Below are 26,334 nucleotides of genomic sequence, written 5' to 3' on the forward strand. Positions count from 1 at the left end.
CAAAAATATGTGAAGAAGATTCCTTTGAGACTTTCTAATTTCACAAGCGCCTGGCCGGGATCGATAGTAGTCTCCCGGCAAGACGAAAAATCCACAGCCCGTTAGAGGCTGTGGATTTTGCTTTATGAAGTGGGTTATCTAATTTAGTCGGCGAATCAACGGATTTTGGAGAAAGAAATCCAACTGAGGACGTTGATTTGCGTTTTTTTGCCCCTGTCCTTGACCATGCCGTAAAATTTCCCTAAGAATTGCTCCCACTTGCCGCCGAGCTCTTTGCTTGCCGCATGATTCTCCAATGCGGCATGTATGCTTTGATCGATGGCCTGCTCCAAGTGAGCAAGCGCTTCTCGAAGATGATCATCAATCGTTTGATTCTCCTGCATGCGGCATATCTCCTGTCTCTTCGAATGGACTGATTTCCGCGGCGATTTCCTGATCGAGCTTTTTCTTCATCCGTTCGAATTGGGCTTCGGCAACAATATCTTCGATCTCGTCCCGAGCCACTTGCAGGACGTACTGGATCCGGCCCGTCAATCCGGCGGCGGCGCCTTGGGTTCCGGTTTCTGCCGAAGGCTTCAAGGCGTTTCTCGCAATCGGCCAAAGCGTAGAAGCCGCATACGCGAGCGCGGCGCCTACGATAAGCTTTTCGGCGTTTTTTTCCAACATGTGCGGTTAACCTCCTAGGTACATTTGCAAAAAAAAGCTATTCCGCAGCTAAGCTGCGGAGTAGGAGAGTGTCCCGAAGCGCTTCGTCTCGTTGTTCCTGTCGAGCAAGGACAGGATCGGCTTCGAAAGCCAAGAAATCGAGGCTGCGACGAGTAGGATCGGACCCCATTGATACAGAGAGATCGGCGCGGTATGGAAAAACCGGTTGAGCGAAGGCATATACAGCGCGCCAAGTAGAGCGAGCCAAGAGATGCTCAGTGCGCCGACGAGGAAGCGGTCTTTACTCCAGTCGCCTACCGTCTGCTCGGTACCTTCCTGCCGCCAAGAGAACGTTTGGATCAATTGTCCCGCAACTAGCGTCGCGAAGGCGATGCTTTGCGCAACCGGCACCGGCTGACCGGAGGCCAGAGCCAGACCGAACAGTCCGAGCGACCCGGCGCCTAGCAGCACCCCGCGAGTAATCACCTTCCGGTAGAGCGATTTATCCACGATATCGATCCGTTTCGTCTGTTTCGTCTTGCTTCCGGGATTGACGGCCAGAATCATGGCCGGCAACGCGTCCGTCAGCAGGTTCATTAGCAAAATTTGAATCGGTACGAGCGGAATCGGCATACCCGCGACAACCGCCACGCTCGTTACGAGAATTTCCGCAAGATTGCCGGTAAGCAGGCAGCCGAGAGCCTTGCGTATATTGCCGATAATCGTGCGGCCTTCCTTGACCCCGTCTACGATCGAACCGAAATGGTCTTCTTTTAGGATGATATCCGCGGTTGCTTTACTGACCTCGGTGCCGGCTCGCCCCATCGCGATTCCGACGTCGGCCTGCTTGATCGCGGGACTGTCGTTCACGCCATCCCCGGTCATGGCGACGATATGCCCTTTTTTACGCATCGTACTGACGATACGCAGCTTATGCTCCGGTGTCATGCGCGCGAAGATGGACACCTCGTCGACGCACCGTTCTAATTCTTCATCGCTCATACGGTCCAACTCGTGACCCGAGAGTACTTGACCCGGCCCGGCGATATCCGTAATTCCGATTTGCTCGGCGATGGCGATCGCCGTGATCGGATGATCTCCGGTGATCATGACCGGCTTTACGCCGAGAGACAGCGCCTCTTGAATGCTTTTTTGCACATCGGCCTTCGGCGGGTCGATCATGCCGGCCATTCCGACATAGATCATATCCCGCTCGTCCAGATGCGCCTGCTGGTCATGCTCATCCGCTTGCAACGGCCGATAAGCGAAACCAAGCACGCGCAGCGCGCTGGAGGCAAGCCGTTCGCTCTGCTCCAGAATGCCCGCCCGAATCTGCTCGTTAAGCGGGCGGACTTCGCCGTCCTGCTGATACTTGCCGCAGCGGTGAAGTATCGATTCTACGGAGCCCTTAGAGAAAATAAAGCAAGCGTGACCGGACGAGGTATCTTTGCACACTACGCTCATTTTTCCGGTGCCGGAGTCAAAGGGCATCTCCGCGCCGCGATGCCAATGGGCCAGCCGTTCCGGTTCGATCCCGCCTTTATAAGCCATCGCCAGCAATGCGCCCTCGGTCGGATCTCCCTGCATCGTCCAGCGGTTTTCTTGCTTAACCAGCTTGCTGTTATTGCACAAGGAGGCAATCTGCAGAATTCGCAGAAGCTCCGGCTGCGTGACGGAGCTTTCGGATTTCGCCGATTCCGGCCGTTCGATGCTGCCGTCTCCAATATGACCCTCCGGATCGTATCCGCTGCCGGACACATGCCAGGTTCGGCCGACGGCGGCGATTTGCTTGACCGTCATTTCGTTTTTCGTCAGCGTGCCGGTCTTGTCCGTACAGATGATAGTCGCGCGTCCCATCGTCTCCAGAGCCGAAAGCTTGCGTACGAGCGCGTTTTTCTTGGACATGCGGAATATGCCCGCGCTCAGCGCGATCGTAATGGTGACCGGGAGTCCCTCGGGAATGGCCGAAGCGGCCAGCGTTATCGAGGTGCTCACCAGCTGAGGAAACGGAATGCCACGGATGAGCCCGGCTGCGAATACGACGCTTACGGCGATTAAGGCCCATTTGATAAATTTTTTACTGATGGAAGTAACCTTTTCCTGGAGCGGCGTAATCGTTTTCTCATTGGCCTTGAGTAGCGACATCAGGTGGCCGAACTCCGTGTTCATCCCGGTTTGGACGACGACGCCCAAAGCTTTGCCGCGGGAAATATCGGTGCCCATATACAGCATGCAGCTTCGTTCCGACAACGGACAATCGCCGTCTGCCTCATTTTCCTTCTTCGCCACGGGCACTGATTCCCCGGTTAACGCCGATTCGTTGACTTCGAGGTTCCATGCGCGAACCAGGCGAATATCGGCAGGCACCCGGTCGCCCGGCTCGAGGCATACGATGTCGCCAGGCACTAGGTCTACGGCGCTTATGCTTTGTTCCGCGCCTTCCCGGATGACCTTGGTGATCTGAGGCTGGAACTGGGTCAAGCTTTCCACGATCCGCTCGGCTTTACGTTCCTGGAACGTGCCGACCGCCGCGTTCGCGAATAGCACGGCGCCCATGGCGAGACCGTCGAAGAGTCCCCCGGTATACAAGGCGAGCACCGAGGTGCCAAGCAGGATCAGCGTCGTAAACTCTTTGAATTGTCCGGCATAAGACACGATCCAAGGAGTTTGCCGCTTTTCCTCCAGATGATTCATGCCGTATCGGCCGCGCAATTCGTTCGCTTGAACCGCGGTTAAGCCGCGCTCGACTTGGACTTGAAGCCGTTCGGCGACGCGTTCCCAGGGCAAGCCGTGCCAAGCGACGGCCTCCGCAGTGGCGGCTACTTCGTGACTGGCCCCGAAGGCGGCGTCGATGGAATGAACCGCGGCAGCCGGAAATTCCCGTTTAGCCAGTTTTTGCGAACGAGAAAGGAAGGCTAGGGAGAGGCCGTCGCCGATCAAATTCGCAAGCGGGGCGCTGAGCACTCCGACGGCGGCAAACAGCGATCCGAAAACATTCCACTTTTTGGTTACTTGAAAATGCTGGTTGACCGCGCTCTCGATTTTTTGAGCGGACTGTCTGGCGTCCAACAATGGACCGAGCTGATCGAACGTGATGCCGGCCACGCCGGCTTCCCTTAAATAGCGGCTAAACTCGCCGGTAGACTCGCTTACGAGGAGTACTCCGTCTCCTTGCTGATGAAGAGCAGCGATGCGCTCGACCGCTTCACCGTAAGACGCACCGAGCCAATCCGTCCCCAGTGCGAGTTGAGCGAGAGCTTCCTGACCGATGACGGAGTTATCTTCCAGCACGGCAGTCCGAATGCCCTGCCGCTGCGCTCGCGCGAGCAGCGCCGTCCGCTCGGGATCGAGCTGCCGTCCTCTGTAGATCAGCCCTTGGCAGACCCACTTGCCTCCGGTTTGTTTGGCCAGGTACAGCACGTTGCTACCTTTGGTCTCGATCCGTTTCGCTTCCAGGTAATACCGTTCATAAGACACTTCGTGTTTTCTGCAATAGGCGAGATTACCGATGCAATAAGACGTATTGCTGATCGTGCCGAGAATGCCGTCCTCCTCTTCGACGACGCGGAAAGCCGCGCGAACGGATCGGCATGTTTGCTTAGCCATCCGCAACACTTCCTCTTTCCAAGGATGTTCGGATTTCCCCATTAAGCCTGCGGCTATGCAAACCATTTTGTCCGGCTTCTCCTCGTGGGACAAGCATTCCGTCTCTTGAATATTCGTCTGCATGAGCATGGATGTATTGTCCAGGAGCAGCGTACGGGTATGGGCTAATTGCGCTAATTTCTCTCCGTGAAAATGATTCGGCTGCGATTCGTTGGCGTACAGCTCTGCCTGCTGCCACGCCGTTTGCACCGGAATCGTCGCCGGTCGCGGATTGGCGGCAAGCAATACCGCGATAGCCCGCAACGGACTTCGGGTAAACAGCAGCGTGCCGGCCGCCGCGGCCACGCCCCAGCGACCGGCACGCTCGCTGTAGGCTTGAATGTCGGGAGAAAGCGGCTGAGAACCTGCTTCGGTTAGTCCGTTTCGGCTGCGTCTCCAGCTTACGTATTGGAGGAGGCTTATGGCGCCCAGAACGACCAGGTTCTCCCGAATCAGCGCAAGTCCTAGCGCGGCGGAGCCCAGAATCAAGTCGGGACTTAGCTTGCCTTGCTCAGTGAGACGGGTGAAACCCCTTCGGAGGAAGGGGTATCCGGTTACGACCGCGAGCAGCCCGGACATGTAGAAAGGAACCGGGCTTTGGGCCAATGCCGACCTGCCGAAGATCAACTGTTTGGCTCCAAGCAGTAGAAGTCCGCTCATCGCAAGCGTAAGCGGAAGGGGGACGCCAGGCGGCGAAGCGGTTCGCGGATGGAGCGAAGCTGGCAGCATGCTCGGAGCTACGGACGCATCTCTTGAGTTCTGTATGTCATAAGTATAGGCCGGCAGTTGCGGAGGCGGCTCCCGGGTCTCTAAGGAGGCGGCAGCTTCGGCGCGTTCAACCGGTTCGGCAATTTCCGCTGCGGGCGTGTTCCGAGGAGCTTGGATATGTGTTTTATCGCGATCCAGTCCGGCGTATTTGCTCTCCAATAGCGCGATTTGCTGGAGGAGCTGATGCTCGGATGTTCGTCGTTCGTCATAAACGAGGAATATTCGGCCGGTAATCGCGGATGCTTCAGCTTTAGTGACGCCCGCCAGGAGCGTTAGATCCCGGCGCAAAGACAATTCTGTCGGCGTACTGCGCAGCAGACCGGCGAATTCCCAGCGAATACGTCCCGGCAATAAACGGATAAACCTGCTGCGAGGGGCGGTAATCGACATGAAGTGACTCCTTTCGGGAATAGCTGCGATTTTTAACATAAAAAGTAGTATATACAGGATGAACTTGGTTATTCGTCTAAGCCTTACGCATAAGCCGCCGCGCTTTGAGGGATAATCTTATCTATTAAATGGATCAATCAGGGAGAGTGCTGCTCATGATAAAGTCACGAATAGGTTTGATGTTGGGCGCGGCGGCTTTATTGTTGGTTTTGTCGCCGGAAGCCAGAAAAGCCGTCAGAAGGTGGGCGGTCAAGGGAACGGAGACCGTGCTCGATTTATCCGAAATAGCCAAGGATACGGGTACCGCGGCGCAAAGCAAGCTGAAATCTCTGATCGCTCACGGCGATGAAATAATTCCCAGCGGCACCGACCGACACCACTAAAGGAAATCGGGGCACAATCTGAAACGACCGCGAAATGCGGTTAACAAAAAGGAGGTAAGAAAGGAGGGTTAGGTATGTTCCAAGGCGGCTCATTATGGGCAGGCCTTCTCTCGGGAGGCATGTCGCAGTTTCAAGATACCAGAAACTTGCGGCAAGGGCAGATCGGGAAGAGGGAGTATACGAAGCAAACCGTAGAGAACGCAACCGGAGCGGTCGGCGTAATGGCCGGCGTGGAATACGGGGCGGTGTTGGGAAGCGCGGTACTGCCAGGCGTAGGTACCGTGGCCGGAGCGATGCTCGGAGGCGTGCTTGGGGACAGGCTCGGCCGAATGTTGGGCGGGCAGGCGGGCAATATGTTAGTTCAAAACCCGTTGGTTAATAAAGTAGTCGAGCCGATGGAAGAGATCATCCAATAATGAAGAAAGGCGGGAGCTTAAACCCGCCTTTTTCTTTGTACATAACGGATTGCAAACGAAGCGGATTTTGCTTTTGTAGAAGCGGTACTTGTATATTTATAAGGAATACATGGAACTGACAACCGGGAGGAAATAAATTGAGTACACAGAGTATTGGAGTTCCATTAGAAGGTTTTGCCGATTTTAGCCGAACGGTAGCCTCGGAAGGCGCGGTGCTGCTAAAGAACGACGATCAGGTGCTTCCGCTTCGAAACGGCGATAACGTTGCCGTCTTCGGCAGAACCCAAGTTAATTACTACCGCAGCGGTACGGGTTCGGGCGGGAGCGTCCATGTTTCTTATACGACCAACTTATTGGACGGACTACGCGGTAAAAAGAACTTTAAGGTCAACGAACGACTGGCGGCCGTCTATGAACAGTGGATAGAACAAAATCCATTCGATAATGGCGGAGGCGGTTGGGCCGCAGAGCCGTGGCACCAGAAGGAAATGCCTTTATCTGATGAACTGGTGTCGGAGGCAAGAGGCATATCGAACAAGGCGATCGTCGTGATTGGACGAACGGCGGGAGAAGACCAGGATAATGCAGACGAGCCGGGAAGCTACCGATTAACGGCGGAAGAAAAAGCGATGCTGAAGCAAGTGACGGCCTATTTTGAACAAACCGTTATCGTGCTGAACGTATCGAATATTATGGATATGAGCTGGTTGAACGACGATAGCTATTCGCACCCGATTACTTGCGCCATCTATTCTTGGCATGGCGGCATGGAAGGCGGAAACGCGATTGCCGACGTGCTGTCCGGAGAGGTGACGCCGAGCGGCAAATTGACCGACACGATCGCTTATTCCATCGAGGATTATCCATCGACCCGCAATTACGGCAATGAATTCAAGAACTTATATCAGGAAGACATCTATGTAGGCTATCGTTATTTCGAGACGTTCTGCCCGGATAAGGTTCAGTTTGAATTCGGATTCGGTTTATCTTACACCTCGTTTAAGATCGATCCCAAGGAAGCCAAGCTGACCGTCGCAGAGGGAGAAGAATACGTTGAAATCGACGTAACCGTAACCAATACGGGATCCGCCTTCGCGGGAAAAGAGGTCGTACAGGTTTATTACGAAGCTCCTCAAGGAAAACTGGGTCAGCCGGCTAAAGCACTGGCGGCTTTCGGGAAAACGAAAGTCCTTCAGCCGGGAGAATCTCAGCTTCTTACCGTGCGCTTCCCCGTTCATTCTATGGCGTCCTATGATGACGCCGGAGTGACGGGACATCCTTCCGCCTATGTACTGGAAGCCGGGACGTACCGCCTATATGCGGGAACTAGCGTCAAGAATCTGACGGAAATAGGCGTCCAAGGACAAAGCGGTTACGTCGTGGAGGACGTTCGAGTCGTGGAGCAACTGCAAGAGGCGATGGCGCCGACGGAAGGCTTTGCGAGAATGAAGCCTGGCGCTCGGAAGGATGACGGTTCGTATGAACTGATCTTCGCGGACGTACCGATGCGCAAGGTTTCCATGGCGGAACGGATCGATGCAAATCTGCCGCGCACCTTGGAACAGACCGGCGATCAAGGCTACAAGCTAAGGGATGTATACGAGGGCAAAGTCGGCATGGAAGCCTTTATCGCCCAGCTTAGCGATCAGGATCTGGCCGTAATCGTCAGAGGAGAAGGCATGAGCAGCCCACGCGTCACGCCGGGTACGGCTTCCGCTTTCGGCGGGGTAAGCGACGGCTTGTTCGACTATGGGATTCCTGTTGCTTGTACGGCTGACGGACCTTCCGGGATTCGGATGGACAGCGGTCATAAAGCAACGCAGGTTTCCATCGGAACCTTGCTCGCGGCAACGTGGAACTCGGAACTGGTCGAGGAGCTTTATGTCTTGGAAGGCAAGGAGTTGCTAAGTAACCAGATCGATGCTTTGCTGGGACCTGGCTTGAATATTCGCCGCAGTCCGCTGAACGGGCGCAACTTCGAGTATTTCTCGGAAGATCCGCTCGTATCCGGAGTATTTGCCGCCGCATGTACGCGAGGCATTATGAAGGGCGGCTCTAACGCCACGCTGAAGCATTTCGCCTGCAACAACCAGGAGAAGCATCGGAGCAAGGTCGATGCCGTCGTGTCCGAACGCGCTCTTCGGGAGATATATTTGAAAGGTTTTGAAATCGCGGTGAAGCAGGGCGGCGCGAATTCGATCATGACTTCCTATAATCCCATCAACGGGCATTGGGCGGCTTCCAATTATGATCTGAATACGACGATTCTTCGCGGGGAATGGGGCTTTAAGGGCATCGTCATGACGGACTGGTGGGCCGTTATGAACGACGTGGTCCAAGGCGGCCCCGCGGATCGGAAATATACGAACTGGATGGTCCGCGCGCAAAACGATCTTTATATGGTGGTCATGAACTACGGCGCGGAAACGAATGCGTGGGACGACAATACCCTGGACTCCCTTGCGAACGGTACCTTGACTCGCGGAGAACTGCAACGAAGCGCTATCAACATCTGCGAGTTCCTGATGCGCGCGCCGGTATTTTCCAGGAAACAGGCGGTTGAAGAGGCGGTCGGAACGTTCAAAGCGAATCCATCGCTCTCGACGGAGCAAGCGCAAGCGTTATCCGCGAACGCACAGGTGAAGGCTGCCGCGAACGGATCGATTGTCTTCAATGCGGATCAGGCCGGCGAGTACCGGATCAACGTGCGAGTCATGTCCCCCGAATCCGAACTTGCGCAAAGCGCGTGCAACGTCACGCTGAACGATCAACCGATGACAACCATTCAAACGAATGGCACCGACGGTAGATGGATCAAGCAGAAGCTGGTCAAAATCGAATTGGAAGCCGGTCTGTACGAGTTGAAGCTGGATTTCGTTAAACCTGGCTTGCAGATCGATTGGATCGAATTCAAACGGATTTAAGTATGATATCGGACGAATGAATCCCACATCTGCCCGAACCTGCGAAGGGGCTTCCCCGCGCAGGTTCGGGTTTTTTTTCGTGGGCGGAAAGATGATCTTATATTAAGTCGACACTTAATTAAGTGTATGCTAAATTAAATTCATGATAGATAAAGCCATTCAAGCCATAACCGAACCTAGGCGCAGAGACATTTTACATCTCGTCCGCGAGGGGGAATTGACCTCCAGCGCCATTGCGTCGCATTTCGATATTTCGGCGCCGGCGATTTCGCAACATCTTAAAGTTCTAGAGGAAGCGGGACTCGTAGTCGTGAGGCGGGCGGGTACCAAACGATTCTATGGGATTAGGAGGGAAGGGTTCGCCGAGTTGATGCATTATATCGAGAGCTTCTGGGATGATAGCTTGATGCGGTTAAAGAAAGCAGCGGAAGAGGAGGAACGGAGAAAACATGACTTCAATTAGCAGTAACTCAGTCAAGAAAGAGATTTTTATTGAATGCCATCCGGAAACATTGTTCTCGTTTTTTACCGATCCCGACAAATTAGTTCGTTGGATGGGGCGACATATCTTGCTGGATCCGAGTATCGGAGGCAAATATCGCATTGATGTTAACGGGAGCGACATTGCGATGGGCGAATATAAGGAAATTATTCCGCACGAGAAGATCGTCATGACATGGGGATGGGAGAAGTCGAAGACGGTACCTCCCGGATCCAGTACGGTTGAATTCAGGCTAATCCCTCAAGATAAGGGGACGCTTTTATTTATGACCCACTACGATCTGCCGGAATCGGAAGTTGCCTCGCATATCCAAGGTTGGTCGCATTATATGCCTCGCCTGCAATCGATCGCGCAAGGTCAGGATCCGGGCGTAGATCCGTGGTCGGTACAAGCTATGCATTAGCGTTCAAGTTGGTTGTTATTCGCCGCTTATTTAAGTGAAGAGGCGCGCGCATTTTGTGCGCGCTTTTCATTTTTCATTGGAGGTATCGGAGATGGTAGATGTTTTAACTGAAATAAGAATAAATTGTCCTCGCGATAAGGTCTCGGAATATGCGGCTAATCCTGACAATGCGCCCGAATGGTACGTCAATATTAACTCGGCGCAATGGCAAACGCCCAAGCCTCTCAAGGTGGGGACTAAAGTGGCATTCAAAGCTGCATTTCTCGGCAAACAACTTTCCTATGTGTATCAAATCGCCGAATATACTCCCGGAGAAAAGCTCGTAATGAGAACGGCCGATGGTCCCTTTCCCATGGAAACGACATACACTTGGGAATCCGCGGATGAACAATCCACTCGGATGACTCTACGAAATAAAGGGGATCCTACCGGGTTCTCGATCGTATTTTCTCCTATTATGTCGTTAATGATGAAGAGGGCAAACAATAAGGATTTGAAAAAAATCAAGTCTTTACTCGAAAACGATCATGGTAAATCCATTTAACTTGCGATGACATCGAACCTTCATCCCTTTTGCGCACGCGGATTCGTTGCCTTCAAGATCCCCAAAAAATACGGATGTTTCCCGAAAAATAAGGAACTTATAAAGGGGTTAATTTTGGTTTAGAATAGGAATTGGATATTGTAGGCTTCAGGAGTTACTCCCTAGCCCTCCGATCGAATGATGCGGCGGCTTAGGGATTTTTGTTTTATCGGCAACAAGCTTCACGCTAATATAAAGGACGATGGCGATGGCAAAACGGTTGGTGCAATGGTTATCTTTTTATCGCTCCCCCAAAATTCGGAGCCGCTTCTTGTTCGCCATGATCGTCGTCTCTCTTCCGCCTTTGTTCTTATTAGGCTATATTTCGTTTAACATCGCTAAGAACACGCTAGTTCAGAATCATGTTCAGACGATCCAAGGTCATTTGAAGACCTCAAGCGAAATGGCGGATCTGCTGCTTCGGAACATGATCAATATGAACCGGATTATTTTATCCAATGACGAATTACGGCAAGAGCTTTATTTAAGCGGAGTCGCCAAGGATACCGATCCTGCCGTTATCGATTTGAGAACGGCCAATTTGCTGCAAAATATCGTCGTCTCTAATTTGTTCGATACGCAAAATATAGAATCCATCTGTCTATTCGATAAAAACTTCAGATCCGTTTGTTATGGTCGGTCGGAGCAAGCGGGAAAGTACGGCGCGGATGATACGCGAGGGTTAATCGCCGACACGGACTGGTTTACGAAGAGCTTGTCCGCTAAGGGCAAGGAAGTATTTTTCGGCTATAACGTGCTCGAAGAAACGACAAAGAGCGATTCCTTCTCCAGCGTGAAGGTGTTGCGGGACCCGAACCATTTAAGCGGGCAAATGATCGGAATTCTCGTTATTAATATTAAGAAATCGATTTTCCGGGAATCCGTCAATGAAACCGACGAGAGCGGATTTCTGGTGCTTGAACCCCGAAGCACGGAGCAGTTGGTCGTGTACGACTATCATCCGGAATTAACTTCGGGCATCGGACTCGGCTCTACTTTGGAAGAGACATTCAGGAAGATGCAAGAAGCCGGATATCTCTATAGCCAGTATAAGAATGCAACAAGCGGCTGGACGTTCGTTCATTTCGTAAAGACGAAGACGCTATTGAAGCAGTCCGACCGTATTGGAACGATTACGATGCTCATTGCCGTGCTTATGGCAGGCATCGCCTTGGCGGTCTCCTATTTCGTATCCGGTACGATCACGCGTCCGTTGCTGCAATTAAAGAAATTGATCGTGGATTGGGCGAAGGGACATCAAACAGGGGAACCGAATGAATCGTTCGTCGCGGACGAAGTCGGCGTAATCGGGCAAACGTTTCAAAGAATGACGTTGGAAAACCAGTTGCTCAGCGAGAGACTTCTTCAATCCCAGCTTAAAGAAAGGGAAGCGGAGCTTCGATCGTTGCAGGCCCAGATCAAGCCTCATTTTCTGTATAACACGTTGGACTCCATCTATTGGATGTCCTTGCTCGAGGAGAAGGCCGATATCGCGCAGATGGCGCTTTCGCTGTCGGAAAGTTTCAAGCTGAGTCTGAACAAAGGAAAAGAATTAATTCCCGTGTTCAAGGAACTTAAGCATATCGAGCACTATATGATCATTCATAATTTACGTTACGACAATCGGTTTCATTATCGCGTGGATGTCGATCCAACCATCATGAGCTATGAAATTCTGAAGCTGATGCTGCAGCCGCTCGTCGAAAATGCGATCTATCATGGACTCGAGCCGAAGGTCGGAGAAGGTACCATTCGATTGAGCGGACGAAAAGACGGCGACTTTCTCGTATTCACGGTAACCGATGACGGCGTCGGTATGGCAAATATCGGTCAGACGGAGCAGGGCTACGGCATGCGGAACGTTCGCGAGAGGCTGACGCTTTTTTACGGGGCCCGAAGCGCGTTTACGATTACGAGCAAGCCGAACGAGGGAACGTCGATCGAACTCCGGTTTCCGTTCGAGGAGAAAGAGAGGGAATAACCGATGCTGAAGGCGGTCGTATTCGACGATGAATTTATCGTGCTCAAGGCACTTAAGAAGCTGATCGAATGGAACGATTACGGGATAGAGCTCGTCGGAACGGCAACCGATGGATTGTCGGCGCTCGAGACGTTCCGATCCTTAAGACCCGAGATCGTGATGACCGATATCCGTATGCCCGGAATGGACGGGCTGGAGCTCATCGATATCATTCGCTCGGAAGCGCCGGAAACCATGTTTATCGTGTTCAGCGGATATAACGAATTCGAGTACGTTAAGCGGGCCATAAAGCTTGGCGTAGTCGATTATTTGGAAAAGCCGATCGACATCGCCAAAATCAAAGAAGGCGTACAGAAAGCGGTCGATCGGATTAACGAACTGAACGAGGTTTCCGAGCTGAAGATGAAATGGCAGCAGGGACTTCTTGAAAAAGAGACGCACGATCTGTTATTGCATGGCGCCGAAGCTCGGTTGAAGTGGGCGGAGCAGTTCGGAGCGGATGCGGAGCGGGTAACGGGCGTAACCGTACTGGCTAGTTCGGAGGAAGGATTCGGGATACAGCCCGGAGGAGCATACCGCTCCGTGCAAATTCGTAACGGCAATGAAAGACTGATCGTGCTGTTCCATTTCAGCGATTCGAGGAGGGAATGGTCGGAAGAGCTCGCCTTATGGACGAATACGGCGGTCGGGTCGGGAAGGACGTATCCTTCGGTCGCCGATGCGCCTCAAAGCTATAAGGAGGCATTAAGGGCTCTTCGATACGGGAAGTATTTAGAAGGCAAGGGCTGGATCCGCTTTGAAGATCTTGGGGAGAGCCATGTGGTTAACCCTTTATTGTCGGAAAGGGAAGAGGAAGTTCTGTTCGACATGCGGATCGGGGATAAAGAAAGCCTCTTGCTCAAACTCGACGGCTATTTGGAAGAGTTTAAGCAGGAGAAAATGGATCCGGAGATTGCCGAGATCGAACTCTTGAAAATGGTGTTTCACGGCCTTGAAGTCGCCAAGGAAACGGGGGGCAACCCGTCGGAGCTTGGAACGATCGCCCACTTGCCGAGACTTGAACTTCGTAATCTGCAGACTCAGGAGGAAATGGCGCATTGGCTTCGCGGCCAGATGGAGAAAATTATGGATTGGATCCTAGTTGTCCGCCATAAGTCCAAGCATGCCGCTATCGAGAAAGCTCTGGATTATATCGCCGAACACTATGGACGCGATTTGACTCAACAGGAGGTTGCGGATAACGTTCAGATGAACGCGACATATTTCAGCCTCCTATTTAAAGAGCAAATGGGTATTTCCTATATTAAATACTTAACCAAGGTGCGCATCGAGAAAGCGAAGGATCTGTTGAACGAAGGGATGCCGATTCAGGAAATCAGCGAGAGGGTCGGATACTATCATGCCAGACACTTTTCCGAAGTGTTTAAAAAGCAGACAGGTATAACCCCGGGGCAGTATCGTTCGAGAGGGAAAGGACAGTGAAAGGATGAAAAAGACGCGTTCCTTCCTCATTGCGATCGGTTGTTTGGTCTTGATCCTTCAATGCTCGTGCGGAAGTCCCGCGATCTACTTAAACGAGGAGCAAGCCGATCCGGCCACGACCGTCTTGTATTTAACGTCCAACAAAGAAAACGAAGGAAGCTCTAAAATCATTAGCGAACTGGCACGCGAATACGAGGAGCTTCATCCGGGCGTACAGTACAAATTCGAAAACGTAGCCGAAAGGGACTTGTCGCAGCGCGTACAGTTGTTGGCGGCCAGCAATGATTTGCCCGTCCTGTTCAGTTATCAATCTGGCAGGCCATTGCTTGACCTCATTCGCAGCGATGCCGCGCTTAACGTGGAGCAATCCTTTTCCGAGTTGGGAATCTTGGATAAGCTGAATCCTGCCGCGGTTGATTTACTGAAGGCGTACGTGGACGGAGCAGGCTTATACGCGCTGCCGCTAGAAATGAACATTGAGGGCTTCTGGTATAACAAAAGCATATTCAGCAAGTACGGATTAAAGGAACCGACCACTTGGAACGAAATGCTCGAAATCGCCGAAACTTTAAAACAAAACGATGTCCTGCCCTTCTCGGTAGCCGGCAAGGAAAAATGGCCGATCACAAGGCTGATCAATGCTTACGCGATTCGCAAGTTCGGAGCGGACGCCATGGAGAAAGTAGACAAAGGAAGCCTCCAATTGACGAACCCTGGCTTCGTAGAAGCAGCACGGTCCGTACAGATGATGGGACTCCGGGGGTATTTCGGTCCTCGGGTGAACACGATAGACATGGGCACCTCCGTGGATCAATTTTTACAAGGAAAGGCTGCTATGTTCTATATGGGCAGTTGGCAGTTACGCGCGTTTAACGATCCCGCGCTGAACAAGATCGGTAAGGATCAGATCGGATTTTTCAGCATTCCCTTGGTTGAAGGCGGGGCGGGAACATTAGACGAGTATCCGGTAAACGCGGGACTTACGACGTCCATTTCAAAATCCGCTTATACACCGGAGGTCGGCAAGTGGTTGAAATATGTTTTCGAGCGTTACGGCGATCGTGCCATGAGCGAACTTGGAATGGTGACGGGATTTAATGTTCAGTCTTTGCCGGAGAACGTGCCGCCGTTGACGAAGATGGTTCAGGATAAAATTAATCATGCCAAGAAGGGAGTTCTGTGGTTCGAAGCGAGATTTAGCACGAAGTCCCAGTTGACGGCGTGGGATAACGCCCAGTCTCTCGTGACCAACGGAAGCTACTCTCCGGAACAGTACATGAAAGATTTGCAGATCCAGATCGATCACGATCGCGAGGCGCGGAAATAGCAAGATTTCATTGAAAGAACCCGCGAGGGTTCTTTTTTTGTGAAAAATGCGGATTAGATACAAAAAATGACTCACTTATGAGGAACGACAGTCTCTCTTACAATAAGAAAAGTAAGCGATATCAATCATTTCGGTCATAAACTATTCAAATGGGGGAATTCAATTGAAATCTTGGAAATCCAAAGCCGCAAGCGTCGCATTGGCCTCGTTGTTTACGTTGACTCTTTCTGCCTGCGGCAGCTCGAACGACAACAACGCATCCAACAGCCCATCGGTTAGCCCGTCCGCCAATGCATCGGAAAGCCCTTCCGCTAGCGCTTCCGGAAACACTTCGGAGCCGGTTACGTTAACGATGCTCGTATCCGGCGCTAAAGCTGCCGAAGGCGAGGATTTTGAACTCGAAACGTTGCCTAAGCTTGTAAAAGAAAAGTTCCCGAACGTAACGTTGGAAGTTCAAAAGCTGCCGGATGAGCAATACTATACGTCCGTTAAAGCGAAACTCGCGGCTAGCGAAGGCCCGGATATCTTCCTTGTATTCCCTAAGCTAGCTAATATGGGAGCGATAGAAGTGGCGAAAGCCGGCTATGCGGCAGACCTGTCCGATCTTGCCTTCTGGAAAAACGTGAGTCCCGCCGCCAAAAACGACATGAGCTACGAAGGCAAACCTTACGCGGTAGCGAAAGGCATGGATATTCTCGGTACTTACTACAATAAGGCGCTGTTCGACAAAGCGGGCATTACCGAAATTCCGAAGGATTGGCCAAGCTTCCTGGCGGCTTCGGATAAATTGAAAGCAGCCGGAATTACGCCAATCGTCATGGGCGACAAAGATCCATGGGTCATTCAGTTCGGCATGTACCAACTCGCGGCTAACTCCGTATATCCTGCCGATCCGGAATTCGATAATAAGCTGCAAACCGGAGAAACGTCTTTGACCGACTCGAAGTGGGTCAAAACGGTTAACCAGTACGCGGAGCTCTACAAAAACGGGTATGTCAATAAAGGTTCTCTTGGGATGGCGAGCGCGCAAGCCGTGCAGCAATTCGTCGATGGCAAAGCCGCAATGATCTTCACGGGAACTTGGGATCTTCCGGGCTTAACCGCCAAAGGCGCAGCCGAATTCGAGCGCGGATTTTTCTCCCTGCCGGGCAACGATGCGGGACAACCGGTATATGCCTCTGCGGCAACCGCCGCGGGATATGCTTTGAATGCGAACTCGAAGCATCTGGACGTAGCCAAGCAAATTTTCGAATATTTGTATGATGTTCAATCCCCGTTGTTCCAAGCATGGAGCGATTCTAACCCATCCATTAGCGTGTTCAACGGCGTGACGTTGAAGAATGAAATATTCAAAGACGTATTGAACGAAATCCAAAGCACGGGTCATGCCTTCTACTTCAGCAATCAAATGTGGCCGGCGGGCGTGAGCGATGTCATGCAATCGAAATTCGCGGAAATTATCGGCGGCAAGAAAACGACAGCCGAAGATGTGACGAAAGCGATGCAAGCTAAGTACAGCGAGCTTAATAAAGGTTAATAGAGGCGATCGTCGAGGGGGGAGAGTTGTCCTCCCTCGACGTAATTTCTCCCGAAAGGAAAGAAGCATCATGAATAGCGCCGTCATGAAAAAAACGATGTACTTTTTCGTACTTCCGGCTCTTTTGTTTTACTGCCTTTTTTGGATCGTTCCGATTCTCAAGCTGTTCCAGTATAGCGTTACGGATTACAACGGTTACGTACAGAAATTCAGTTACGTAGGTTTGGATAATTTCACAAAGCTATTCCATGAAGAAATCTTAGGGCTTTCCATCAGGAACACGTTGATCTATACGTTTATCACCGTCGTTGCGGGAAATTTGATCGCACTTGCCCTGGCATTTCTCTTAAACGCGAATATTCGAGCAAAAGGTATCTATCGTTCGGCATTTTACATCCCGACACTGTTCAGCGCGATCGTCGTCGGATTCATCTGGAGCTACGTATACATGCCGGACGATGGCTTAATTGCCTCTATCATGAATAAAATCGGAATTACGGGACTGGACACGAATTTTCTCGGCAGCTATTCCAAAGCGCTCTATTCCATTATCGCGGTCGATATTTGGAAAAATATCGGGACAAGCACGATCATATTTCTAGCCGGTCTGCAAACCGTCCCTCAAGATTTGATCGAGGCGGGCAAAATCGACGGCGCCGGCCGCTGGAAACTCGTTCGGTTTATTAAAATTCCGTTGCTTGCAACTTCGATCACGATTAACGTCACGCTTAGCGTCATTAACGGGCTTAAAGCGTTCGACTATCCGTTTATCATGACGAATGGCGGTCCGGGCACCTCCACGAATACGCTTATTTTCACTATTTATAAAATGGCGTTCACGGATCAGCAATTCGGCAAAGCATCGGCGCTCGGAATTATTTCCTTTGCGCTTATTATCGTCATTACATCCGTGTTCGTGTTTACCCTGAATAGAAGGGAGGTTGCGGCATGAGCACATCCGGCACCTTGGCCAAGAAATCCGTTACCCATGCGGTCATCATCGCGCTTGTGCTCCTCAATATAGCGCCTCTCTTGATCGTTTTGTCCAGTTCGTTAAGGTCTCCGCGCAATATGACCGACCCGCTTGACTGGTTCAACGAGTTGACGCTAGCGAGCTTTCGTTCCGCTTATACGCGAATGCATTTCCCGACGGCATTGTGGAACAGCGTAGTGTTAACCGTTCTGTCCGTTTTGTTCGTGGTCCTATTGGCGGCTATGGCCGCCTACCCGATCGCGCGAATCCGCAGCAAGGTTAGCAAGTTCCTTTATATTTTCTTTCTGTCCGGGCTTGTCGTTCCTGGACAAATGGTTCTCATCCCCATTATTCAGATGATTAAGGGTTTGGGCATCCCGATGAGTCAATATACGCCGATTCTCATGTTCATCACCTGCAGCTTGCCGTTCTCTACATTCTTGTATACGGGATTCATCCGGAGCAGCGTTCCGGAAGAGATCGAGGAAGCCGCGCACATTGACGGCGCCGGTCTGTTCCGTCGCTTCTGGCAAATCGTGTTTCCCCTCATCTTACCGGTCACCGTGTCCGTAGTGATCACGCAAGGGGTTTGGATTTGGAACGATTATTTCTTTAACATGGTATTTATTACAAAGGCGGCGGACGCTCCGCTTCCGGTCGCCATGCTCGGGTTTCTGGGCGATCAGCAAAATCCGGCGCAATGGAATGTTCTGTTCGCGGCATGTATTTTGTGCGCGCTGCCGCTATTGGTGGCCTTCCTCTCGCTTCAGAAATACTTCGTAGGCGGCTTGACGGTAGGCTCCGTCAAAGGCTGATTCGCAGGTTGAGGAGACTAATAATGATAAATAAACCATTCGTGGACATAGCTGAACGGTTAAAGCCGGAATTAATCGAACAAAAAATATACCCGAAGCGTCTCGTTGAAATCGTAGCCGACCCGGAAGCATTACATGGGTGGCGCGTTCAAGGTGTCGGCACGTACGATTCGCTGCATGAGCGGAAATTCGAGAAAGGCGATAGCTTCGTCTTGGATCTCGGCGACCATCAAGTCGGGTATTTGACCTTCTCGCTGCAGTCGGCGGAGGCAAGGGCCGATGCGCCGGTTCGCTTGAAATTCATCTTCGGCGAAATGCCTTGCGAAATCGGCGAAAGCTTCGATGAATACAACGGCTGGTTAGATCGCTCTTGGCTGCAGGACGAGATCGTTAACTTCGACGTCGTGCCCGGAACTTATACGCTTCCGCGTAGGTACAGCTTTCGTTATTTGAAAATCGAGGTGCTGACCCCGGCTCGCAAATTCAAGATTGCATTCGCCGATCTTTACGTGACTTCCGTGAGTTCGGCGGATCTTTCCTCGGTTCCGCCTTTGCCGGATCATGTTCCCGACGATTTGCGCGTAATGGATCGCATCTCTATCAAGACGCTGCAGGATTGCATGCAGACGGTGTTCGAGGATGGACCGAAGCGCGACCGGCGTTTGTGGATCGGCGATTTAAGGCTGCAGGCTCTAGCGAATTACGAGACCGTTAAAAATTACGAGCTCGTAAAAAGATGCTTGTATTTGTTCGCGGGCTTGCGTTTAGAAGGCGGTCAGGTGTCCGCATGCGTGTACGAGAAGCCGGAACCGGCCGCGGACGACATTTACTTGTACGATTATTCCTTGTTTTTCATTTCAACGCTTCATGATTATTACGCGGCTACCCAAGATCGTGATACGCTCTTGCAGCTATGGCCCGTCGCTCTTGAGCAGGTGGGACTTTCACTAGGCAGATTGGATGATCGGGGAATCGTCACCGACGATCCGTCTTGGTACTGCTTTACGGATTGGCACGAGGATCTGAATAAACAGGCTTCGGCGCAAGCGGTGTTAATCTACGCCTTAAAGCAAGCCGTTGTGCTTGCGCAGACGATCGGATTAACAGAGCAAGCGATTAGCATTCGAAGCGATGTGGATCGTGCATCCGAAGCCGCGTTGACTCACTTGTTAAATAGGAGCACCGGGTTCTTCGAAAGCGGTGACCAACGCCAAGTCTCTTGGGCATCGCAAGTATGGATGGTTCTAGCGGGCGTTCTGGAGCAAGAAGAGAATGCAGCTCTTCTCGATCGTCTGTTCGAAGAGAATCCATCCATTCGGCCGATGACTCCTTATATATACCATCATTTAATTGAAGCGCTTATGTTGTCCGGACGGAAAGAGAAGGCTTTGGAGCAGCTGCGGGTTTACTGGGGAGGGATGGCCGAGGAGGGCGCGGACACTTTCTGGGAAGTATTCCAACCGGCCGACAAGAACAATTCGCCCTACGGTAGCAATTTGATCAACAGCTATTGCCATGCTTGGAGCTGCACTCCGACGTATTTCATTCGGAAGTACTACGCGCCGTTTCATTCAAATCGGACAAAAGATTCGCATTCCTCAGAAGTAAACTAGAGGGCACCGGCGGTATAACGCAAGACCACAACCTTAAGAGGTTGTGGTCTTTTCGTTACGATCGCGTAGAGAGCCGATTAATCGATTTCCCCACTTAGGAGATAAGCGCTTTTGATTCCGTTGTTCCTCCAGTAGCGATGCCATCCAATGTTGGATGCGTCTGATGTCCTCCGTTGCCCATGCGGAATGTGCATAATTGCGCGTTTCGCATGGATCCTCGGTTAAGTTATACAACTCGTATTCGTCTTGGATCGGTTGTGTTTTGACGGAAGCGACACAATGGGAGTAGGGTTCACCGGCGGCACCTCCGATTTGTTGGACGGTCACGTCCTTTACCCCCGGATCGCTCCAGAATTGAACGTTATCGAAATAGCGGGACAATTTCCACGATTCTCTCGCTCCGTTTCGATATAAGGTCGCGATTACGGTCTCGATGTGGTTAGGCTGAACAACGGATGAATAGGCCTTTCCCAACGGACTGATTTGGCGTTGACCTCGGGTAACATCGTCGTCGGTCATGAAGTAAATCGGCTCATCGGCCAGAGTAGCTTGGTTATGCCCTAGGATGTAGGGAGCAAGGTCGCGTCCCACAAAGGGATGGACCTCGCTGAATCGCCTTTGCAGTCCGCGCTGAACTTCTTCGAGGTCGATATTCGCTAACCCAAGCATTGTCGGTACGAGATCCATGTGGCTTGTAGGCGAATGTAAGCTATCGTATTGCGGGAAAAGACGCCGATTATGAATGACGAAAGGGACATGCAAAAACTCTTCGTAAGCGCAGTAAAATTTCTGGAAAAGGTGGTTGTGGGCGCCTAGCAGATCCCCATGATCGGATGTGAATACGACAATCGTATCGTCATAGAAAGAGGAGCGGGTAAGCGCCTCGAATACTTTATACATTTGCCGATCGGCATTTTTCTGCAACTGATAGTATAGCTTCCGGTAGAACGGCTGATCGGTAATCGGCTGCAAGGCTTGCGGATAGACGTCCCGATAGCTGGCTTGACATCGCGGTTTCGTGGCTAAGGATTCGTATAAGGTCGGAGGAGGGGCGACGTCCGGCATAGGGTCTACCTCGAATTTGAAGGCGGGAATCCGGGCAGTTATGTCGCCGTACAAAACAATATCGTGCGGATTCACGAACGAAGCGACGAGCAGCCAGGGTTGGACATTCTGTTCATGGCATTGCTGGCGGTCGAGGGATTCGATAAGGGCAACGACTTCCGAGGCATAGACTTCGTCTCTGCCGCTAAGTCCGATCGCGGCGGAAGAAGCCGAATTTCGTGGGTTTTTGCCATGGGGCTCGGGACCGATCCAACCGGAGAAGCCGAAGCTCTCTAAGCGATCGGCATTTCGATATAAGGCTTCCTTATCTTCGTCGGGTACGCCTGTTAACGGATTGTAGCTAGGAACGCTTTTGTGGGTGCCGGGAACGATGATATCTTCGTCGGAGGCATGCCATTTCCCCTTATAGTAGGTTTGATACCCCGCTTCGCGGAAATAATTCCCCATCGTAGGTACCGTATTTCTATTCAACCAGAACATATCGGAGTCAAAAGCTTCCTTGGCGATGCCGGTCGTCTGCGTGACGCCATGAAGCGAAGGATACTGACCGGTCAACAAGGTAGCCCGACTAGGGCAGCATGCGGAGCTGCCGATATAATGCCGATGGAATTCCAGCCCGTGAGCCCTTAGCAGCTCCTGCGTAACGAGGTTTTGTTTGCGCCATTGCTTCATTTCGGAGTTTTCATAAACAGGGGGATACCGCTCTTCATCTACAAGGAACACAAGGAAATTAGGTTTATCGAGACGTCGGGACAGAGGTGGGATATCCTTCAAGGCATACACATCCTAAGTGTTTTTTTCCTAGGGTATGTGTCGAGTCATCCGAACAGAATGGAGACGTATGGAATCTTCTAAGGCTTTCGCCGCATAGTAAAGACCGCTCGGTTGGCAAAATTCCTCCGTGGCGGTCTTATTGTAAGTGCTTATTACAAAGGAAAATGGCAAGCTACTTGTCGATCATCGCCTGTTGGCTCCAGAAGCGGTTCAGCAGTCGCGCATTTCTCCTGAGCATAAGGGCAACGGGTATGGAAACGGCATCCGGACGGCGGGTTGGCCGGCGATGGAACGTCACCGTCCAGAATAATCCGCTCCGTCGTCCGATGCGGCGAAGGCTTAGGAATGGCTGAGAGCAGCACCTTCGTATAGGGATGTCTAGGATGGGCGAACAACTCCTCCGTCCGCGCAACTTCCACCAATTTTCCCAAGTACATGACACCGACTCGGTCCGAAATATGCCGAACGACATTTAAGCCGTGGGCAATGAACAGATACGTCAGCCCCAGATCTTTCTGAAGCTTCTGCAGCAGATTCAGTACCTGGGACTGTACGGAGACGTCCAACGCCGATACGGCTTCGTCCGCTACGATGAATTTCGGGTTGAGTGCGATCGCCCGTGCGATGCCGACACGTTGGCGCTGTCCGCCGGAGAACTCGTGAGGATAGCGATTGCGGCGGGAAACGTCCAGCCCGACGAGCTCCATCAGCTCCACGACCCGATAATCGATTTCTTTAGCCGACATTTTCCGGTGCGTCCGCAACGGTTCCGCGATTACGTCTTTGATGAGAAAACGCGGGTTCAAGGAGCCAAACGGATCTTGGAAAATAATTTGCATCTCCTGGCGGAGCTTGCGCAAATCCGAGGAACTAACCTGCTCAATGTCCCGCCCCTCGAAACGAATGTCCCCGCCGGTCGCTTTTTTAAGTTTCAACAGGACACGGGCCAACGTGGATTTCCCGCATCCGGATTCGCCTACCAATCCGAAGGTTTCCCCCGACCGGATTCCTAAGGAAACGTCGTCCACGGCTTTCACGTGGCCGACGACCCGGTTGAACAAGCCGGTGGTGATCGGGAAATACTTTGTGACATGCCGGGCTTCCAATAAGTACTCGTGCTTCATGGAAACGTCACCTCCGGCCGGTTACCGATCGTAACCTTTGTTTCCCGATTGTTCGGATTACCCGGCCTTGGATCCTCCGCTCCCGTATCGTCCAGCCAGCAGGCAGCCATATGACCGGAAAGCGATCGGCGGAGCGGAGGCTCGTTCGTCCGACATAAGTCCATCGCATAGAGGCAGCGGGGATGGAAACGGCAGCCTGGAGGAATGTTGCTGAGAGGCGGAATCGCCCCTCTGATCGTATACAATTCCCCGCCGCGCTCCCCTTCCAGGCCTGGAATCGACTGAAGCAGCCCGATTGTATACGGATGCCGCGGCCTCTCGAATATGTCCGCCGCCGTACCTTCTTCCACGACCGCGCCCGCATACATCACCGTGATGCGGTCGGCGACCTCAGCCGCAACGCCCATGTCGTGGGTGATGAGCAGCATGGACATCCGGAATTCCTGCTTGAGCTGAAGAAGGAGCTCAAGAATTTGCGCCTGCACGGTGACGTCGAGAGCCGAGGTCGGTTCGTCCGCGATCAAGAGCTCGGGATTGCAGGCGAGCGCCATGGCTATGACGACGCGTTGACACATGCCGCCCGACATTTCGTGCGGATATTGCCGTGCCCGGATCTCGGGATCGGGAATCCGGACCCGCCGCAGCATATCGACGCTTTGTCGCCAGGCTTCTTTCTTGCTTAACCTTTTGTGCGTTCGAAGCGACTCGGCGATTTGTTCGCCGACGGTGAACACGGGATTCAGAGCGGACATCGGATCCTGGAAAATCATCGCGATCCGGCTTCCGCGGATGTTCAGCATATCGAGTTGGCTTTTTTGAACCAGATCTTGCTTGTCGAACCTTGCTTCCCCCTCCGTAATCATCCCGCCCGCGTATTCGATCAGCCGCATGACGGACAAGGCCGTGACGCTTTTCCCGCTACCGGACTCGCCGACTACGCACAACGTTTTCCCTTTCTCGATGTCGAGCGATACGCGGTCCGTGGCTTTGACCATTCCTCCATCCGTTAGAAAGCCGGTCGTCAAATTCCGGATTTCGAGAATCTTTTCCGCCATTGGTCGAGCCTCCTTTGGGGAATCGTCGTTTTCCGCGGGTCTAGCGCATCGCGAATGCCGTCGCCGACGAAGTTAACGGCGAGTACGACGATAAGGATGCACAAGCCAGGGTACAGAGCTTGCATGGGATCGGTGAGCATGGATGCCTGCGCGTTACTTAGCATAAGACCCCAGCTCGTGCTCGGAGGCTGAATGCCTAAGCTCAGATAGGAAAGCGCGGATTCGCTCAGAATCGCGCCTCCCACCATCAAGGTCGCGGTTACGATAATCGGGGCGGAGGAGTTGCGGAGCAGATGTACGAAAATAATGCGCCAGTCGGATACCCCGATCGCCTTGGCCGCCTCTACGTACTGCATTTCCCGAAGCTGCAAATAGTTCCCTCTGACGAGCCGCGCTACGCCCATCCAACTGGTAAAGGCGAGCACCCAGATCATATAAGAGGCTTTTGCGCCGAAGATAGCCAGAATCAATATATTGAGAAACAGCGAAGGAACGGAATACATGACGTCGACTATGCGCATGGCGATCGTGTCCACCCATCCGCCGAAATAACCGGAAATCGCACCGATCAACGTACCGACAATGACGGAAACAAAAGCGACGGAGAATCCGACAGTGAGGGAAATCCGGCTGCTGTAAAGCAATCTGGAGAAAACATCCCTTCCCAATTCGTCCGTGCCGAGCAGATGTCCGGACGAGCCGGCCGGCAGGTTGGGAAACATCAAATCAAGCTTGTTCGGTGGATAAGGGGCGAGCCAATGCGCCAATAACGCGATCCCTATAAAAATCAGCAACAGGACGAGTCCTGCAACCGCGAATGGATTGCGCATGAACTTCTTTGCACCTGTCTTCCACGGCCCCTCTGGACGCGCTTCGACAGTACGCGCTTTCGCCCGCTTTTCCCGGGGCTCGTAACGGTTTTCCTCCGGAATGGGAGGTAGAACTTTCGCGTCGCTCATGCCGCGGTTCCTCCTCCCCGTCCGTACTGTACTCTCGGGTCCACGACAGCGTATAAAATATCCGCCAATAAGTTGCCGATGACGACGAAAACGGAGACGACCAACGTGATGGACATCAGCACCGAGTACTCGCGCGCCACGGCCATATCCACGAACAGTCTCCCCATGCCGGGCCAGTTAAACACCCTCTCCGTTAGGGCGGCGCCGCCTACCAAGATCGGCAGATCAAGGCCAAGGATCGTGATGATCGGAATGAGGGCATTGCGTAAAGCATGGCGAAATACCACTTTGCGTTCCGTTAATCCTTTGGCGCGCGCCGTACGGATATAATCCTGGTTCAGCACCTCCAGCATGCTGGAACGCGAATATTTCACGTAGGCGGCCAAGAAACCGAGTGACAGCACCGTCACCGGAAGCACCAAATGGAGAAGCAAATTGCCGAAGTTCCCTTGCTTGTCCATATCGTACATATCGGATAGAGGCAGCCAGTCGCGCTTCAACGCGAAATACTGCTGCAAAATGATCCCGAACCAAAACGTGGGCATGGCGAAGCCCAAATAAGAAATAAAAGAAGACGTCTGGTCCGACAGTCCGTACTCTCGGGTGCTGTTGTAAATCCCCCAAGGGATCGCAATGATCAACGACAGCAACCAGGCAGCGATCATCAACACCATCGTATGGCCGACGGTAGGCCACAGGATGTCGCCTACGGGGATATTATTTTTGAACGTATGCCCCAAGTCCCCTTGCAGCATTCCCCCAATCCAGCTTAGAAACTGGACGGGGACCGAACGGTCAAGTCCCAGATTATGTGCCTGGATCTTCGCCGCCTCCGGAGACAAGCCCGGTGCGAGGAGCACCTGGGTAGGACCTCCCGGCGCCGCGTGGATCATGGCGAACGTCAGGATGGATATCAAAAAAAGCACCAGTACAGATTGCAGCGACCGGCGTATCAAATATTCGGTCATCC

At 52.4% G+C, this 26,334-nt stretch carries 21 protein-coding genes; 13 read left to right on the plus strand and 8 right to left on the minus strand.

The annotated features are described in order from the left end of the window. Nucleotides 1-155: 155 nt before the first annotated feature. Genes D7Z26_RS19005 through D7Z26_RS19015 form a run of 3 tightly spaced genes read right to left on the minus strand, consistent with a single transcriptional unit; the run spans nt 156 to nt 5,448 of the window. Nucleotides 156-383: a hypothetical protein gene (locus tag D7Z26_RS19005; RefSeq protein ID WP_120978602.1), complete on the minus strand. Its 228-nt coding sequence runs from the start codon at nt 381-383 to the stop codon at nt 156-158. Further along, nucleotides 361-666: a DUF5132 domain-containing protein gene (locus D7Z26_RS19010; protein WP_120978603.1), complete on the minus strand. Its 306-nt coding sequence runs from the start codon at nt 664-666 to the stop codon at nt 361-363. The genes D7Z26_RS19005 and D7Z26_RS19010 overlap by 23 nt, the downstream gene beginning before the upstream one ends. 48 nt (nt 667-714) lie before the next feature. After that, nucleotides 715-5,448: an HAD-IC family P-type ATPase gene (locus tag D7Z26_RS19015; RefSeq protein ID WP_120978604.1), complete on the minus strand. Its 4,734-nt coding sequence runs from the start codon at nt 5,446-5,448 to the stop codon at nt 715-717. 155 nt (nt 5,449-5,603) lie between these two features. On the opposite strand from D7Z26_RS19015, the gene D7Z26_RS19020 reads away from it, so the two are divergent. The 13 genes from D7Z26_RS19020 (at nt 5,604) to D7Z26_RS19080 (ending at nt 20,387) form a co-directional block, all read left to right on the plus strand. Further along, nucleotides 5,604-5,831 (plus strand): hypothetical protein, encoded by a 228-nt coding sequence (locus D7Z26_RS19020; protein ID WP_120978605.1) that lies wholly within the window; start codon nt 5,604-5,606, stop codon nt 5,829-5,831. Nucleotides 5,832-5,905: 74 nt separating this feature from the next. Beyond that, entirely contained in the window at nt 5,906-6,247 is a 342-nt protein-coding gene (locus D7Z26_RS19025; RefSeq protein ID WP_120978606.1) for a hypothetical protein, read from the plus strand. Between the two features lie 137 nt (nt 6,248-6,384). Next, on the plus strand, nt 6,385-9,171 hold the full coding sequence (locus D7Z26_RS19030; RefSeq protein WP_120978607.1) for a glycoside hydrolase family 3 C-terminal domain-containing protein: 2,787 nt from the start codon (nt 6,385-6,387) through the stop codon (nt 9,169-9,171). Between the two features lie 142 nt (nt 9,172-9,313). Then, nucleotides 9,314-9,634: an ArsR/SmtB family transcription factor gene (locus tag D7Z26_RS19035; protein ID WP_199731738.1), complete on the plus strand. Its 321-nt coding sequence runs from the start codon at nt 9,314-9,316 to the stop codon at nt 9,632-9,634. Continuing rightward, on the plus strand, nt 9,621-10,076 hold the full coding sequence (locus D7Z26_RS19040) for an SRPBCC family protein (protein ID WP_120978608.1): 456 nt from the start codon (nt 9,621-9,623) through the stop codon (nt 10,074-10,076). Before D7Z26_RS19035 ends, D7Z26_RS19040 begins: the two co-directional genes overlap by 14 nt. 91 nt (nt 10,077-10,167) lie before the next feature. Then, a complete protein-coding gene (locus D7Z26_RS19045) occupies nt 10,168-10,620 on the plus strand; it encodes an SRPBCC family protein (RefSeq protein ID WP_120978609.1) in 453 nt (150 codons plus the stop codon). Between the two features lie 247 nt (nt 10,621-10,867). Then, nucleotides 10,868-12,640: a cache domain-containing sensor histidine kinase gene (locus D7Z26_RS19050; protein ID WP_120978610.1), complete on the plus strand. Its 1,773-nt coding sequence runs from the start codon at nt 10,868-10,870 to the stop codon at nt 12,638-12,640. A gap of 3 nt (nt 12,641-12,643) precedes the next feature. After that, entirely contained in the window at nt 12,644-14,122 is a 1,479-nt protein-coding gene (locus D7Z26_RS19055; RefSeq protein WP_120978611.1) for a response regulator, read from the plus strand. Nucleotides 14,123-14,126: 4 nt separating this feature from the next. Further along, nucleotides 14,127-15,449 (plus strand): ABC transporter substrate-binding protein, encoded by a 1,323-nt coding sequence (locus tag D7Z26_RS19060; protein ID WP_120978612.1) that lies wholly within the window; start codon nt 14,127-14,129, stop codon nt 15,447-15,449. Between the two features lie 163 nt (nt 15,450-15,612). Further along, nucleotides 15,613-16,986, plus strand: a complete 1,374-nt coding sequence (locus tag D7Z26_RS19065) for an ABC transporter substrate-binding protein (protein ID WP_233567054.1) — start codon at nt 15,613-15,615, stop codon at nt 16,984-16,986. 70 nt (nt 16,987-17,056) lie between these two features. Beyond that, the gene (locus tag D7Z26_RS19070) at nt 17,057-17,938 is read left to right on the plus strand and encodes a carbohydrate ABC transporter permease (RefSeq protein WP_120978613.1); all 882 of its coding nucleotides are present in this window, start codon (nt 17,057-17,059) and stop codon (nt 17,936-17,938) included. Next, nucleotides 17,935-18,774 (plus strand): carbohydrate ABC transporter permease, encoded by an 840-nt coding sequence (locus tag D7Z26_RS19075; protein WP_120978614.1) that lies wholly within the window; start codon nt 17,935-17,937, stop codon nt 18,772-18,774. Before D7Z26_RS19070 ends, D7Z26_RS19075 begins: the two co-directional genes overlap by 4 nt. Nucleotides 18,775-18,797: 23 nt before the next feature. Further along, entirely contained in the window at nt 18,798-20,387 is a 1,590-nt protein-coding gene (locus D7Z26_RS19080) for an alpha-L-rhamnosidase-related protein (RefSeq protein ID WP_120978615.1), read from the plus strand. A 33-nt stretch (nt 20,388-20,420) separates the two neighbouring features. On the opposite strand, the gene D7Z26_RS19085 is transcribed toward D7Z26_RS19080, so the two are convergent. From D7Z26_RS19085 to D7Z26_RS19105, 5 genes are all read right to left on the minus strand, one after another. Beyond that, the gene (locus D7Z26_RS19085; protein WP_120978840.1) at nt 20,421-22,208 is read right to left on the minus strand and encodes a sulfatase-like hydrolase/transferase; all 1,788 of its coding nucleotides are present in this window, start codon (nt 22,206-22,208) and stop codon (nt 20,421-20,423) included. A gap of 170 nt (nt 22,209-22,378) precedes the next feature. Continuing rightward, a complete protein-coding gene (locus D7Z26_RS19090) occupies nt 22,379-23,350 on the minus strand; it encodes an ABC transporter ATP-binding protein (protein ID WP_120978616.1) in 972 nt (323 codons plus the stop codon). After that, nucleotides 23,347-24,405: an ABC transporter ATP-binding protein gene (locus D7Z26_RS19095; protein ID WP_120978617.1), complete on the minus strand. Its 1,059-nt coding sequence runs from the start codon at nt 24,403-24,405 to the stop codon at nt 23,347-23,349. Before D7Z26_RS19095 ends, D7Z26_RS19090 begins: the two co-directional genes overlap by 4 nt. Then, nucleotides 24,372-25,364 carry an ABC transporter permease gene (locus D7Z26_RS19100; protein WP_120978618.1) on the minus strand — a complete coding sequence of 331 codons (993 nt, stop codon included), beginning with the start codon at nt 25,362-25,364 and terminating at the stop codon, nt 24,372-24,374. Before D7Z26_RS19100 ends, D7Z26_RS19095 begins: the two co-directional genes overlap by 34 nt. Next, nucleotides 25,361-26,332, minus strand: coding sequence for an ABC transporter permease (locus tag D7Z26_RS19105; RefSeq protein WP_120978619.1), 972 nt, complete (start codon nt 26,330-26,332; stop codon nt 25,361-25,363). The genes D7Z26_RS19100 and D7Z26_RS19105 overlap by 4 nt, the downstream gene beginning before the upstream one ends. Between the last annotated feature and the right edge of the window lie 2 nt (nt 26,333-26,334).

This window comes from Cohnella endophytica (assembly GCF_003628305.1).
GTDB classification, from domain to species: domain Bacteria; phylum Bacillota; class Bacilli; order Paenibacillales; family Paenibacillaceae; genus Cohnella; species Cohnella endophytica.